Consider the following 13,039-nt stretch of genomic DNA (forward strand, 5'->3'; position numbering starts at 1 on the left):
GCGAATCAGGCCTCGACCGCCTCAGGCTGCGCAGCGCTTTCCAAGCGTGGGCTTTTGTCCGCGGTCAGTTCGCGCGTCAGTGCTTCGAGCCGGCCCTGCACTTCCATCAGGTGAGCATCCATCTCGTCGATCTCGCCGATGCGTCCATCCAACCCACCCGCAGCGTCCTGGATGCGGCGAATCGCTTCGATGCGGCGGCCGAAGGCCTTGCGGCGCTCGCGCAGCTGGGCATCCAACTGACTGGACAGCGATTTATTCCACAACTCCAGTTCACCCAGCGCAGTCTCGAAAATCGACCTCACTCGCGCCACCAGCGCACGCAGCAGCTTCTCGGCGAATTCCTTGCGCGCCAACTGGACCATATTGCCCACGCCCAGGTACTGCAGATGGCTGCGCTCCACGGCAGTCAGGTCTTCCAGGAAGCGCCGCGTATCGGGCGGCGGCGTCGCCTGCAACGAAAAACCATGTTCCGTGTTCAGTTGCCGGAACGACGCCGTCAGCATCGTCTGGATATCGTTTTCCAGTGCTTGAACCTGAAGCAGCACATCGCGCAGGCTTTCAAAGCCACTGGCATAGGCTTTCTTCACGCCCAGTTTCAGGCCGGGCTCCCGCAACAGGCTGTTGAGCTCCGACAGGGACCGCTTGATCGAGGAACTGCCAAGCAGCTTGAACACATCGCGCAGCACCTTCATGTGGACCGAGCGCACCGTCAGCACACTGGCCGCGCTCCGATCGAAATCGGCTTTTTCCTTTTCCACGCGTAGCCGCATCTGCCGAATCACCGTGTGGTTCTTGCCGCGCAGCCCCTTGAGTTCGAGCAATTGCTCGGCCAACTCGCGCCGCCGCACCCCCAAGGTCCTGCCGGCCTGCGCGTGCAGCTGGCCGACCACGCTCGCGATGGCGGATGTGAGCATGGTCTGGCGCGCACCCAGCACTTGGGAGCCCAGCAGGCGCTCGAAATCCGGCAGGTGGCTGTCGTCCAACAGCGCCGCATCGCCGCGCACCTTGGCCAACAGGCCCTTCTGCGCCGACAGCGCCAGCACCTGGTCGACCGGCAGCCCCAGTGTGTGGGCCGTCTCCGTGCGCTGGCGTTCCACCTGCGCCTGCACCTGTGCGGTGGTGCTCAGTTCGTCCCACAGGGTATCGATCTTGTTCAGCACCACAAAACGTGTGGCCGTCGATGATTCCAATGGCGCCAGGTGCTCGCGCCAGATCGCCAGATCCGACTTGGTGACACCGGTGTCCGCGCCCAGCACGAACACCACGGCCTGAGCCTGCGGAATCAGGCTGACAGTCAACTCGGGCTCAGCCCCGATGGCGTTCAGTCCCGGTGTATCCAAGACGACCAGCCCCTGCTTCAGCAGCGGATGGGCCATGTTGATCAGCGCGTGCCGCCAGCGCGGCACCTCGACGCGACCTTCTGCGTCCACCGGCGGGTTGTCCTCCGGGCGATCGTCGTGCCAGAAACCGAGCGCACGCGCCTCGTCCTTGGTCACGTGCAGCACCTCGGAGACCTTCTCCATCGCGCCCGCCAACTGGTCGGGGTCGTCGACATCGAGGTCGACGCGCGTCCATTGCTCTGGCACGAGGCGCCATTCGACCAGGGCCTGCGGCTCCAGCCGCGTCTGGATCGGCAGCAGCCTCAGGCAGGGGGGCAGCGCGGCGTCATAGCCCAACTCGGTCGGGCACATCGTCGTGCGGCCGGCGCTGGCAGGCATGATGCGCCGCCCGTACGCGGCAAAGAAGACCGCGTTGATCAGCTCCGACTTGCCGCGCGAGAACTCCGCCACGAACGCGACCATCACTTTGTCGGTCTGCAGGCGATCACCCAGGCTGTGCAGCCGCTCGTCGGCGCCATCGTCCAGCAGATCCTGCTCCTTCAGCCAGTCGCCCAGCACCTTCACGCGCAGGCCCATCTCGCGACGCCACGCACCGTGCCTGTCGAAGTGCTCGTTGAAACCTGTCACAGTTGCCATCCCCGCTGGTATGAACGGCATATTACACCGGGGTGTGACCACTCGATGAATTTGAGTGCCAAATTGGCCGCCAGCGCTTTCCCCATCTGCGCAAGCAGCTATGGTTTTTGACAAACCGGGCAGAAAAACGTCGACCTCTGCCCCTGGCGCAGCTGCCGTACGGGCGTGCCGCAGACCAGGCAAGGCTGGCCCTGACGTCCATACACGGCCGCTTCAGCCTGAAAATGCCCCGACTCGCCCGTCGCGCTGGAAAAGTTGCGCAACGTACTGCCCCCGCGGTCGACCGCGCGCTGAAGCACCTCGCGCACCGCCAGGTGCAGGCGGTCGGCACGCGGGCGCGACAGCCGACTGGCGCGCGTGGTGGGCCGAATTCCTGCGCGAAACAACGCCTCCGACGCGTAGATGTTGCCCACCCCCACCACCACGTCGCCCGCCAGCAGCACCTGCTTGATCGGCGCATGGCGGCGCTTGAGCGCCGCGTGAAAGGCCTCCGGCCCGAAGTCTTCGCCAAGCGGCTCGGTACCCAGCCCACCCAATAGCTTGCGCGCCGGTTCCGTGTCGATATCGTCCGACCACACAACGGCACCGAAACGGCGCGGATCGTGCAGACGCAGCACACCGAGCGTGGTCACCAGATCGAAGTGGTCGTGCACATGGGGCGGCGGCGGGTCGGTTCGAAAACTCAGGCTGCCGGACATACCCAGATGCACCAGCAGCACGCCCCGGTCGAAGTGCAGCAGCAGGTATTTGCCACGCCGGCCGACCGAGCGCACGGTGCGCCCATGCAGCGCCTCCGGCGCAATGCCCAAGGGCCAGCGCAGGGGCTTTCCAAGGCGCACGCCCTGCACCTGTGCGCCCAGCAACCGCTGCTCGACGCTGCGCCGCGTCACTTCGACCTCAGGTAACTCCGGCATACGCGCCTGTGGACTCCAAATGCATGGATTATTATGGGTTGATGAAGCAACTGCCGCGTGTACTGGCTGCCTGGGCTCTGGCCAGTGTCAGCTGTGTCGCCCTCTCGCAAACCTCGGCTGCGCCCGCCATTGCAGCATCGGCCCCTGCCAGCTCGACGCCTCCTGCCCAGTCGGCCATGACGGCACGGCTGATGTACGAACTGCTGCTGAGCGAGCTGTCCTTTCAGCGCGGTGACGCGCCGTCCGCCACCGCCCTGATGCTGGACGCAGCGCGCCGCACCAGCGACGAGACACTTTTCAAGCGGGCGGCTGAACTGGCGGTGCAGTCGCGCTCCGGCCCGGCCGCACTGGAAGCCACACGCGCTTGGCGCCAGGCCTATCCCAAATCTGTCGCTGCGGGCCAGTACGAACTGCAGGTTCTGGTGGTGATGGGACGGATCGCAGAAACCGAAGAAGCGGTGCGCCGCTTCATCACCACGCTGCCGGCGCAAGAGCGCGTCAGCTTCATCACGGCGCTGCCCGCGATCTACCAGCGCGTGCCGGACAAGACCGAAGCCGCTGCCGTGGTCGAACGTGCGCTGTCGGATGCCATCAAGGACCCTGCGCTAGCGCCGGCCGCCTGGACATCGATTGGCCGGCTGCGTCTTCAAGCCGGCGACAAGGCCGGCGCGCTGTCGGCCGCCACATTGGGACAGACTTCGAATGTCCAGTCGGAGTGGCCTGCCTTGCTGGCGCTGCAGTTGATGGGTGCGGGCGAGGCCAGCGCCGAGGCGATGGTCAAGCGTTACCTGGCCACTGCCGGCGCGAAGCCTGAAGTGCGCATCGCCTACGCGCGCGGTCTGGTCGAGCTGGGCCGCAACGCCGAAGCCCACACCGAGCTGGCGCACATGACACAGCAGTCGCCCAACGCGCCGGACGCCTGGCTGGTGCAAGGCGCGCTGTTCGCCGACGAACGCGACTATGCGCGGGCTGAAACTTCGCTTCAGCGCTACCTCGATCTCACGGCGCCGCCCGCCAGCGAAACCGGCGTTGACCGCCGCACCGGCCGCGACCAGGCACGCATGATGCTGTCGCGTGTGGCTGAACGGCGCGGCGATCTGGCTCGTGCCGAAAAGCTGCTGGAAGCAGTTGAGTCCCCCGAGCAGGCGCTTGCAGTGCAAGTGCGCCGCGCTGACATGATGGCCCGCCAAGGGAAGCTGGACGCCGCCCGACAGGCGATCCGCTCTGCCCCGGAGCGCGGGCCAGACGACGCGCGCCTGAAAATCCAGGCCGAGGCGCAGCTCCTGCGCGATCGCCAACAGCCCGCGGCCGCCTACCAGTTGCTGGCAGAAGAGTTGAAGAAAGACCCGGACGACGAAGGTCTGCTCTACGACACCGCGATGGCGGCCGAACGCGCAGGCGATGCGGCGGAAATGGAGCGCCTGCTGCGCCAGCTGATAGAGATCAACCCCGAGGCCGCCAACGCATACAACGCGCTCGGCTACTCGCTCGCCGATCGCGGCCAGCGCCTGCCCGAGGCCAAGCAGTTGATCGAAAAAGCGGTGCAACTGGTGCCCGACGATGGTTACATCCAGGACAGCCTGGGCTGGGTCGAATTCAGGATGGGCCGCGTGCAGCAGGCCCGCCGAATTCTGGAGCAGGCTTTCAAATCGCGCCCCGACGCCGAGATTGCCGCGCACCTCGGTGAGGTGTTGTGGACACTGGGCGACCGCGACGGTGCACGCAGGATCTGGCAGGAAGGCCAGCGCCTGAACGCCGAGAACGAAACGCTGGTCAAGACGCTCGAGCGCTTCAAGGTGGCGCCGTGAGCCGCGCCGCATCCATCGAGGACACCGCCGCGCCGCCGCTGTCACGCCGCTCTGTCGGCTGGCTTTTTGCTTCTCTATTGATAGCTGGTTGCGCAACCAGCACTAAGGGCGGGGCCTCATTTGATGCAGAAACCAACCGGTGGAGCGGGCGCCTGGCCTTGAACGTGGCATCCGAGCCGCCGCAGTCGTTTTCAGCAGGGTTCGAACTCAGCGGTCAGCCCGACAAAGGCGAGCTGCGCCTGACGTCACCGCTGGGCAACATCCTCGGCGTCATGCAATGGCAACCGGGGCAAGCGCTCCTGAGTCAAGGCGAGCAGGTTCGCCAGTTCGACTCGGTCGAAGCCTTGGCGGCCGAAGTGACGGGTGCGCCCATCCCCGTGCGTGCGCTTTTTGCCTGGTTGCGTGGCCAGCCAGAAGAGGTGACGGGTTGGCAAGCGGACCTCGGTCAGCTGCCAGCGGGCCGCCTCAGCGCGCAGCGTCAAATGCCTTTGCCGACGGCCGAACTGCGCATCGTCCTCGACCGCTGAACATGCGCGCGCTGTACGACGTGCCGGCGCCGGCCAAGCTGAACCTGTTTCTGCACATCACCGGACGGCGCGACGATGGGTACCACCTGCTGCAGTCGGCCTTCATGCTCATCGACTGGTGCGACACGCTGCATTTCGAGCGGCGCGCTGGCGGCGCCATCAGCCGGGAAGACCTGGGCGCACCGTTGCCCGCCGACGACCTGATCGTTCGCGCTGCGCGGGCGCTCCAGCAAGCCACGGGTTGCGCGGAAGGCGTGCACATCGCCATCGACAAGCGGATTCCCGCGCAGGCCGGCATGGGCGGGGGTTCATCCGATGCGGCATCAACGCTGCTGGCACTGAACCGGCTGTGGGACCTGAACCTGCCTCGCGCTGCCCTCGCGGCTATCGGCCTGCAACTGGGCGCCGATGTCCCCTTCTTCGTGCATGGACACAACGCCTGGATCGAAGGCATCGGCGAGCAGATCAGCCCCATCACCCTCCCGCCGGCACGTGTGGCCGTGGTGAAGCCAGCGCAGGGACTCGAGACGGCAGAGATTTTTCGCGCAGAGGATTTGAAGCGCGATTCAAAGGCTGCTACAATCTTTGGCTTTGCTGCAGATTCTTACGGCTTTGGCCGCAACGATCTGCAACCGGTCGCCGAGCGGCTTTGTCCGCAGGTCGCCCAAGCAGTGGCTCTCTTAAAGCGCCACGGCCTTTCGGGCAAAATGACGGGTTCAGGCAGCGCGGTTTTTGCAGTGCTTCCCGATGGGTTTCAGGCGAATAGCCTGTCCATTGACGAACACGCAGACTGGCAAGTTCGCGTTTGCAGCAATCTGGAGTTTCATCCGCTCGTCGGATGGGCTTCTAGCGACGATTGAAGGTGGTTGTTTCAGCAGTATTCGAAACAACGACCGGTGTAGGGGAGTCGCCAAGTTGGTCAAGGCACCGGATTTTGATTCCGGCATGCGAGGGTTCGAGTCCTTCCTCCCCTGCCAAACCATTTCGCCAGCGCATGCGGCAAGCGCCCGCCGCCGCGCACGGGTGATGCCGTATCTGCCCGCCGTTTTTCAGTGACCTGCCGGAAAGCTCATGCAGCCCCATACCCATCCTGACTTTCTGGTATTCACGGGCAACGCGAACCCGGCGCTCGCGGCCGAGATCGCCAGCAACCTCGGCATTGGCCTCGGCGCCGCCGACGTGGGCCGCTTCTCCGACGGTGAAGTCACGGTCGAGCTCAAGCAGAACGTGCGTGCCCGCGACGTGTTCGTCGTCCAGTCCACCTGCGCGCCGACCAACGAAAACCTGATGGAGTTGCTGATCATGGTCGACGCGCTCAAGCGCGCCTCGGTCGAACGCATCTGCGCCGTCATCCCCTACTTCGGCTATGCCCGCCAGGACCGCCGCCCGCGTTCGACGCGCGTGCCGATCTCGGCCAAGGTGGTCGCCAACCTGCTGCAGACCGTCGGCGTCAACAGCGTGCTGACCATGGACCTGCACGCCGACCAGATCCAGGGTTTCTTCGACATCCCGGTCGACAACATCTACGCCTCGCCGGTGCTGCTGGGCGATCTGCGCCTGAAGAACTACGACGACTTGATCGTGGTCAGCCCCGACGTCGGCGGCGTGGTGCGCGCGCGCGCGCTGGCCAAGCAACTCGGCTGCGACCTCGCCATCATCGACAAGCGTCGCCCCAAGGCGAACGTGAGCGAGGTGATGAACGTCATCGGCGAGATCGAAGGCCGCAACTGCGTGATCATGGACGACATGATCGACACCGCCGGCACGCTCGTGAAAGCCGCCGAAGTGCTGAAAGAGCGTGGCGCCAAGAAGGTGTACGCCTACTGCACGCACCCGATCTTCTCGGGTCCGGCCATCGAGCGCATTGCCCAGGGCTCGGCCCTGGACGAAGTGGTCGTCACCAACACCATTCCGCTGAGCGACGCTGCGTCGCAATGCGCCAAGATTCGCCAGCTCTCCGTGGCACCGCTGATCGCTCAGACGATCCAGCGCATCGCCCGCGGTGAGTCGGTGATGAGCTTGTTCCAGGAGCAGGAAAACCTGTTCTGAGCGAACGGCAAGCACTGCTGACCCAAAGTTCGGTTCAGCGGTTTTTTAATCGGAGTCGCACTGGTCGCGGTCGGCTCCATCAGGAGTAATCACATGAAATTCGTCGCTTTTGAGCGCGCAAAGCAGGGTACGGGTGCGAGCCGCCGTCTGCGCAATGCTGGCAAGGTGCCCGGCATTGTTTACGGCGGTGAGGGCGAGCCTCAACTGATCGAGTTGGACCACAACGCGCTGTGGCAAGCCCTCAAGAAAGAGGCTTTCCACTCGTCCATTCTGGACATGGACCTGGGCGGCAAGTCCGGCAAAGTGCTGCTGCGCGACTTGCAAGTCCATCCGTTCCGCCAGCAAGTGCTGCACATCGACTTCCAGCGCGTTTCCGCCAAGCAGAAGATCCACATGAAGGTGCCGCTGCGCTACACGGGCGAGGAAGAATCGACCGCCGTGAAAACCGACAAAGCGCTGGTCAACCACATCCTGACCGAGTTGGAAGTGTCCTGCCTGCCGGCCGATCTGCCCGAAGCCATTGAGGTGGACCTGTCGAAGCTGGAAAAGGGCCAGACCCTGACCCTGAACGACATCACCCTGCCCAAAGGCGTGGAAGCCGTGTTGCACGGCCACAAGGCCGAAGACACCGTGCTGGTGTCCGTGGTGGCACCGGCCGCCGCCGAACCGGAAGCCGATGCTGCCGACGCCGCACCGGCTGCTGGCGATGCACCTGCTGCCGAAGGCGACAAGAAGTAAGCCTTCTGACGCGCATGGCACGCGCGCTTGGGCGCGCTACCAACGAGAACGGCCCGCCCAGTGCGGGCCGTTCTCGTTGGCGCGCCGCTCCACTCGGTCGCGCCGCACGCCACGGATAATCCCTCCATGATCAAACTCTTCGTCGGCCTGGGCAACCCGGGCCCCGAGTACGAAACCACCCGCCACAACGCTGGCTTCTGGTGGATCGACAACGTTGCCCACAGCCTGGGCGTTCGACTGGTGCCAGAACGCGGCTACCACGGGCTGGTGGCGCGCACCAGCGTCGGCGGCCAGTCGGTCTGGCTGCTGGAGCCCCAGACCTTCATGAACCTGTCGGGCAAGTCGGTCGCCGCACTGGCGCGCTTCTACAAGATTGCACCCGACGAGATTCTGGTCGCGCACGACGAACTGGACCTGCCCGCGGGCGAAGCCAAGCTCAAGCAAGGCGGCGGCCACGCCGGGCACAACGGCCTTCGGGACATCCACGCGCAACTCGGGTCTTCCGACTACTGGCGCCTGCGCCTGGGCATCGGTCACCCAGGAAGCAAGTCCGAGGTGGTGGGCTGGGTCCTGCGCCGGCCGCCCGAGGACGAACTGATCGGCATCGAACAAGTGATCGACCGCGCTGTGAAGGCTTTCCCCGATCTGGCCCGCGGCGACATGACCAAGGCAACGCAGTTGATCCACACCAGCAAGCCACCGAGGCCAAAGCCGCTTCGCAAGGAGCAGCCATCAACGCCTGCCGAGCCAGACACACCCGCCAGCGACGGTCCGGTCAACGGCGCCTGAGCGCTTCGCCCGAGGGCGGCCTGTGCCAGCCCCTCAGCTGGTCACGCCCACCAGCCGCCGGTACTTGGTCCACAGCACTTCCTGGCTTTCAACGTGGGCCGGGTCGACCGGAATGCACTCCACCGGGCACACCTGCACGCACTGTGGCTCACCAAAGTGGCCCACGCACTCGGTGCACTTGGCGGGGTCGATGACGTAGATCTCTTCGCCCATCGAGATCGCCTCGTTGGGGCATTCGGGTTCGCAGACGTCGCAGTTGATGCACTCGTCGGTGATCATCAGCGCCATGGATTCACTCTCCAGCAAAGGAAGCTTGGATTATCGGGCGCCAGGTCCGCGCGGCGATTGCCCGCGATCAAAAGCCGCTACCGATTGTGCTGATAATGCCGCCACACCCGACGCCGAGCCCGACGCCGCTGCATGAGCCTTTTTCTCTTCAAACGCATCCTCACGCTGATCGCCACGCTGATCGCCACGAGTGTGATCGTGTTTGCGGTGCTGGAAATCCTGCCGGGCAACGCTGCGCAAGTGCTCATGGGCCCCGACGCGGACCCCGTCGCGGTGGCCGCCAAGGCGACCGAACTGGGGCTCGATCGCCCCGCGGTCGTGCGCTATGGGGAATGGATGCGCGGCCTGCTGCACGGCGACATGGGCATGTCGTACGCCTACGGCACGCCGGTCGCCGAGCTGATTGGCGAACGCCTGCAGCTCACGGTGCCGCTGGCGGTGCTGGCCATGCTGCTCACCACGGTGCTGGCGCTGCTGGCCGGGGTGTACGCCGCGTCGCACCACAACCGCGCGGGGGACGTGGGGCTGATGAGCCTGGCGCAGATCGGCATCGCCATCCCCCACTTCTGGTTCGCGATGCTGCTGATCCTGCTGTTTTCGGTCAAGCTGCAATGGTTTTCCGCTGGGGGCTTTGACGGTTGGTATTTCGACGACGGGGTGTGGGCTGGCCTGTGGGAAGGCCTGAAGGCACTGATTCTGCCGGCGGTGGCGCTGGCCGTGGTGCAGGCGGCGATCCTGGCGCGCTTCACGCGCTCGGCCGTTCTGGAAGTGCTGCGCGAGGACTTCGTGCGCACCGCGCGCGCCAAAGGTCTGTCGCAGCGTGCTGCCCTCTGGGGCCACGTGCTGCGCAACGCCATGATCCCGGTGATCACCGTCATGGGTCTGCAGTTCGCCGAGCTGCTGGCCGGCACCATCGTGGTGGAAAACGTGTTCTACCTGCCCGGCCTGGGCCGCCTGATCTTCCAGAGCATCGCGAACCGCGACGTGATCGTGGTGCGCAATTGCGTGATGCTGCTGGCGGCCATGGTGGTGGTGGTCAATTTTGTGGTGGACGTGCTGTACGCGGTGATCGACCCGCGCGTGAAGGCGAGCGAGATCTGAGCATGCGGTACCACTCAATGACTACACTATTGATAGCTATCCGCGCAGATGGTTCTGGGGCCAGAGGCTTATTTCTCTTGAAATCTGTCGCCTCAATCCACCGCACGGCTCCCGCATGAGCAGCGCCACGCTACCCTCCCCCACGACCCGCGCCGCGCCGGATTTCTGGCAGCGCGCGCGCCGCCACCCGGGCTTTGTCATCGGCGGCGTGCTGACCTTGTTGCTCCTGGCCATGGCCGCGCTGTCGTACGTCTGGACGCCCTACTCCGTCTTCGACGTCGCCATGGACGACAAGCTGCTGCCGCCGTCGGCGCAGCACTGGCTGGGCACCGACGCCTACGGACGCGATGTGGTGTCCCTGCTGCTGGTGGGCGCGCGCGCGTCGATTCTGGTCGGCGTCATCGCCGTGGGCATCGGCCTGGTGATCGGCACTGCGCTCGGCCTGCTGGCGGCAGCGCAGCGCGGCTGGGTGGAAGAAGCCATCATGCGCGTGTCCGACTTCGGCTTTGCCTTCCCGGCCATCCTGTCGGCCATCATGCTCACCGCCGTGTACGGCCCGGGCATCGTCAACGCCATCATCGCCATTGGCATCTACAACATCCCCACGTTTGCGCGCATCACGCGCGCCGCCGCCAACGCGGTGTGGAGCCGCGACTACGTGCTGGCCGCGCGCGCCTGCGGCAAGGGCAAGTGGGCAATCACCTTCGAACATGTGCTGCCCAACATCCTGGCCGTGCTCATCGTGCAGGCCACCATCCGCTTTGCGGTCGCCATCCTGGCCGAAGCCGCCCTGTCCTACCTGGGCCTGGGCACGCAGCCGCCGCAGCCCAGCTGGGGCCGCATGCTGGCCGAAGCGCAAACGCTGATGTTCGACGCACCCCTGCTCGCCGTCTGGCCGGGCGTGGCCATCGCCTTGTCGGTGCTGGGCCTCAACCTGCTGGGCGACGGGCTGCGCGACGTGCTCGACCCGCGCCTGAACCGACGGAGCTGAGCGCCATGCCCTTGCTTGAAGCGCGCGGCCTGCGCGTCGACCTGCATACCCACCGCGGCACGGCGCCTGCGGTGCGTGACATGAGCTTCACGCTGGAGCGCGGCGACACGCTCGGCGTGATCGGCGAATCCGGCTGCGGCAAGTCGATGACGGCGCTCGCGCTGATGGGCCTGGCGCCCGACAACGCCACCGTTAGCGGCAGCCTGACGCTGAACGGGCAGGAGCTGATCGGCCTGCGCGACCGCGACTGGCGCGCCATCCGCGGCGCGCGCATCGCCATGATTTTTCAGGAGCCCATGACGGCGCTGAACCCGGTGCACCGCATCGGCCATCAGGTCATGGAGCCGCTGCGCCTGCACCAGCGCCTGCCTATGGCCGAGGCGCGCGCGCGTGCCCTGGCGCTGCTTACGCGCGTCGGCATCCCCGACCCAGCGCGCCGCTTCGACAGCTACCCACACCAGTTTTCCGGCGGCCAGCGCCAGCGCATCATGATCGCCTTGGCGCTGGCCTGCGCGCCCGACGTGCTGATCGCCGACGAGCCGACCACGGCGCTGGACGTCACCGTGCAAAAGCAGATCCTGAAACTGATCGCCGAGCTGGTGGCCGAACGCGGAATGGCGTTGATCCTGATATCGCACGACCTGGGCCTGATCGCGCAGAACGTGCGCCGCATGCTGGTGATGTACGGCGGCAGCGTGGTCGAACGCGGGTCGGCCGATGCCGTGTTTGCGCACCCCGCCCACCCGTATACGCGCGGCCTGCTGGCGGCGCGGCCCAGCCTGGCGCAGCGCCTGGTGGCACATCGCAGCGAACGCCTGCCGACCATTCCCGGCACCGTGCCCGACTTGTTCGCCCTGCCGCCCGGCTGCCCGTTTGCCGGTCGCTGCGCCTTCACCGAAGACGCCTGCGCCACCGATGAGCCTCCGGTGGTGCCCCTGGAAGGTGATCACAGCTTCCGGTGCAGCAGAGCCGACGTGGTCTTGCATGCTCCTGAAACCGTAGCTGCTCGCGCATGATGGACAAAGGCCAAAGCCCGTTTCTGCTCGAATTGCGCGATGTGACGCGCAACTACCCGCTGCCACGCGAATCGCTGTTCCAACCGGCGGGCGCTGTGCAGGCGCTGCGCGGCGTATCGCTGCAAGTCACGGCCGGGCGCAGCATGGGCATCGTGGGTGAATCCGGCTCGGGCAAGAGCACACTGGCGCGGCTGGCGATGGCGCTGGAAGCACCAAGCTCTGGCGAGGTGCTGTTTGGAGGCAAGAACCTGAACACCTTGTCGCCCCAGGCTTTGCGCGCGGCGCGGCGCGACTTCCAGATGGTGTTCCAGGACCCCTACGGCTCACTCGACCCGCGCCGCGCCATCTGGCGCACGGTGGCTGAGCCCGCAGCGGCGCTGGAGCGCGCCAGCCGCACCCAGCAGCGCAACCGCGCGGCCGAAGCGCTCACCGCCGTCGGCCTGCGCACCGACGCGCTGGACAAGTACCCCCACGAATTTTCCGGCGGCCAGCGCCAGCGCATCGCCATTGCGCGGGCGCTCATCACGCGGCCCAGGCTCATCGTCGCTGATGAAGCCGTGAGCGCGCTGGACGTGTCGGTGCAGGCCCAGGTGCTGAACCTGATGGCGGACCTGCGCGACCAGCAGGGCGTGACCTTCCTCTTCATCAGCCACGATCTGGCTGTGGTCAGCCACCTGTGCACCGACGTCGCGGTGATGAAAGGTGGCCTGATCGTCGAACACGGGCCGGTGCGCCAGGTGCTGCAGGCGCCGCAGCACGACTACACGCGCACGCTGCTGGCTTCCGTACCTGAGATCTGACGGAACCGAAGGCCGGCGCCTGCGCCGCCGCAGCACCAGGCC

The 13,039-nt window shown here is 66.0% G+C and carries 13 protein-coding genes and 1 tRNA gene; 11 read left to right on the forward strand and 3 right to left on the reverse strand.

The window, feature by feature from the left end:
* Nucleotides 1-5 precede the first annotated feature (5 nt).
* Together FVQ98_RS10550 and mutM are read right to left on the reverse strand one after the other, a co-directional pair.
* On the reverse strand, nt 6-1,976 hold the full coding sequence (locus tag FVQ98_RS10550) for a dynamin family protein (protein ID WP_147913404.1): 1,971 nt from the start codon (nt 1,974-1,976) through the stop codon (nt 6-8).
* Between the two features lie 98 nt (nt 1,977-2,074).
* On the reverse strand, nt 2,075-2,890 hold the full coding sequence (gene mutM, locus FVQ98_RS10555) for a bifunctional DNA-formamidopyrimidine glycosylase/DNA-(apurinic or apyrimidinic site) lyase (RefSeq protein ID WP_147913405.1): 816 nt from the start codon (nt 2,888-2,890) through the stop codon (nt 2,075-2,077).
* A 41-nt stretch (nt 2,891-2,931) separates the two neighbouring features.
* Here mutM and FVQ98_RS10560 point away from each other — a divergent pair, with 41 nt between their 5' ends.
* The 7 genes from FVQ98_RS10560 to pth all read left to right on the forward strand — a co-directional run bounded on the left by FVQ98_RS10560 (nt 2,932) and on the right by pth (nt 8,801).
* Nucleotides 2,932-4,698: a tetratricopeptide repeat protein gene (locus tag FVQ98_RS10560; protein ID WP_147913406.1), complete on the forward strand. Its 1,767-nt coding sequence runs from the start codon at nt 2,932-2,934 to the stop codon at nt 4,696-4,698.
* The gene (locus FVQ98_RS10565) at nt 4,695-5,225 is read left to right on the forward strand and encodes an outer membrane lipoprotein LolB (RefSeq protein WP_255507736.1); all 531 of its coding nucleotides are present in this window, start codon (nt 4,695-4,697) and stop codon (nt 5,223-5,225) included. Before FVQ98_RS10560 ends, FVQ98_RS10565 begins: the two co-directional genes overlap by 4 nt.
* Before the next feature lie 2 nt (nt 5,226-5,227).
* Nucleotides 5,228-6,085 carry a 4-(cytidine 5'-diphospho)-2-C-methyl-D-erythritol kinase gene (gene ispE, locus FVQ98_RS10570; RefSeq protein ID WP_147913407.1) on the forward strand — a complete coding sequence of 286 codons (858 nt, stop codon included), beginning with the start codon at nt 5,228-5,230 and terminating at the stop codon, nt 6,083-6,085.
* A 40-nt stretch (nt 6,086-6,125) separates the two neighbouring features.
* A tRNA-Gln gene (locus FVQ98_RS10575) sits at nt 6,126-6,202 on the forward strand.
* Between the two features lie 94 nt (nt 6,203-6,296).
* Nucleotides 6,297-7,274, forward strand: coding sequence for a ribose-phosphate pyrophosphokinase (locus tag FVQ98_RS10580; protein ID WP_147913408.1), 978 nt, complete (start codon nt 6,297-6,299; stop codon nt 7,272-7,274).
* A 93-nt stretch (nt 7,275-7,367) separates the two neighbouring features.
* The gene (locus FVQ98_RS10585) at nt 7,368-8,012 is read left to right on the forward strand and encodes a 50S ribosomal protein L25/general stress protein Ctc (RefSeq protein WP_147913409.1); all 645 of its coding nucleotides are present in this window, start codon (nt 7,368-7,370) and stop codon (nt 8,010-8,012) included.
* 126 nt (nt 8,013-8,138) lie between these two features.
* A complete protein-coding gene (pth, locus tag FVQ98_RS10590) occupies nt 8,139-8,801 on the forward strand; it encodes an aminoacyl-tRNA hydrolase (RefSeq protein WP_147913410.1) in 663 nt (220 codons plus the stop codon).
* Nucleotides 8,802-8,834: 33 nt separating this feature from the next.
* Here the strand turns inward: pth and FVQ98_RS10595 are convergent, their stop codons facing one another.
* Nucleotides 8,835-9,089 (reverse strand): YfhL family 4Fe-4S dicluster ferredoxin, encoded by a 255-nt coding sequence (locus FVQ98_RS10595; RefSeq protein WP_147913411.1) that lies wholly within the window; start codon nt 9,087-9,089, stop codon nt 8,835-8,837.
* Between the two features lie 132 nt (nt 9,090-9,221).
* Here FVQ98_RS10595 and FVQ98_RS10600 point away from each other — a divergent pair, with 132 nt between their 5' ends.
* From FVQ98_RS10600 to FVQ98_RS10615, 4 genes are all read left to right on the forward strand, one after another.
* A complete protein-coding gene (locus tag FVQ98_RS10600) occupies nt 9,222-10,190 on the forward strand; it encodes an ABC transporter permease (protein WP_147913412.1) in 969 nt (322 codons plus the stop codon).
* A gap of 115 nt (nt 10,191-10,305) precedes the next feature.
* Nucleotides 10,306-11,181 carry an ABC transporter permease gene (locus FVQ98_RS10605; RefSeq protein ID WP_147913413.1) on the forward strand — a complete coding sequence of 292 codons (876 nt, stop codon included), beginning with the start codon at nt 10,306-10,308 and terminating at the stop codon, nt 11,179-11,181.
* 5 nt (nt 11,182-11,186) lie between these two features.
* On the forward strand, nt 11,187-12,197 hold the full coding sequence (locus FVQ98_RS10610; protein ID WP_147913414.1) for an ABC transporter ATP-binding protein: 1,011 nt from the start codon (nt 11,187-11,189) through the stop codon (nt 12,195-12,197).
* Nucleotides 12,194-12,997: an ATP-binding cassette domain-containing protein gene (locus tag FVQ98_RS10615; protein ID WP_147913415.1), complete on the forward strand. Its 804-nt coding sequence runs from the start codon at nt 12,194-12,196 to the stop codon at nt 12,995-12,997. Before FVQ98_RS10610 ends, FVQ98_RS10615 begins: the two co-directional genes overlap by 4 nt.
* The last annotated feature ends 42 nt before the right edge of the window (nt 12,998-13,039 follow it).

The sequence above is a fragment of the Ottowia flava genome, from assembly GCF_008017535.1.
In the GTDB taxonomy this organism is placed as follows: Bacteria; Pseudomonadota; Gammaproteobacteria; order Burkholderiales; family Burkholderiaceae_C; genus Ottowia; species Ottowia flava.

Excerpts from the sequence above, each read along its gene's own strand:
- FVQ98_RS10605 (WP_147913413.1), top strand. The coding sequence starts at position 10,306 with ATGAGCAGCGCCACGCTACCCTCCCCCACGACCCGCGCCGCGCCGGAT.
- FVQ98_RS10585 (WP_147913409.1), top strand. The coding sequence starts at position 7,368 with ATGAAATTCGTCGCTTTTGAGCGCGCAAAGCAGGGTACGGGTGCGAGC.
- ispE (WP_147913407.1), top strand. The coding sequence starts at position 5,228 with ATGCGCGCGCTGTACGACGTGCCGGCGCCGGCCAAGCTGAACCTGTTT.
- FVQ98_RS10550 (WP_147913404.1), bottom strand. The coding sequence starts at position 1,976 with ATGGCAACTGTGACAGGTTTCAACGAGCACTTCGACAGGCACGGTGCG.
- pth (WP_147913410.1), top strand. The coding sequence starts at position 8,139 with ATGATCAAACTCTTCGTCGGCCTGGGCAACCCGGGCCCCGAGTACGAA.
- FVQ98_RS10560 (WP_147913406.1), top strand. The coding sequence starts at position 2,932 with ATGAAGCAACTGCCGCGTGTACTGGCTGCCTGGGCTCTGGCCAGTGTC.
- FVQ98_RS10600 (WP_147913412.1), top strand. The coding sequence starts at position 9,222 with ATGAGCCTTTTTCTCTTCAAACGCATCCTCACGCTGATCGCCACGCTG.
- FVQ98_RS10610 (WP_147913414.1), top strand. The coding sequence starts at position 11,187 with ATGCCCTTGCTTGAAGCGCGCGGCCTGCGCGTCGACCTGCATACCCAC.
- FVQ98_RS10580 (WP_147913408.1), top strand. The coding sequence starts at position 6,297 with ATGCAGCCCCATACCCATCCTGACTTTCTGGTATTCACGGGCAACGCG.
- mutM (WP_147913405.1), bottom strand. The coding sequence starts at position 2,890 with ATGCCGGAGTTACCTGAGGTCGAAGTGACGCGGCGCAGCGTCGAGCAG.
- FVQ98_RS10615 (WP_147913415.1), top strand. The coding sequence starts at position 12,194 with ATGATGGACAAAGGCCAAAGCCCGTTTCTGCTCGAATTGCGCGATGTG.
- FVQ98_RS10595 (WP_147913411.1), bottom strand. The coding sequence starts at position 9,089 with ATGGCGCTGATGATCACCGACGAGTGCATCAACTGCGACGTCTGCGAA.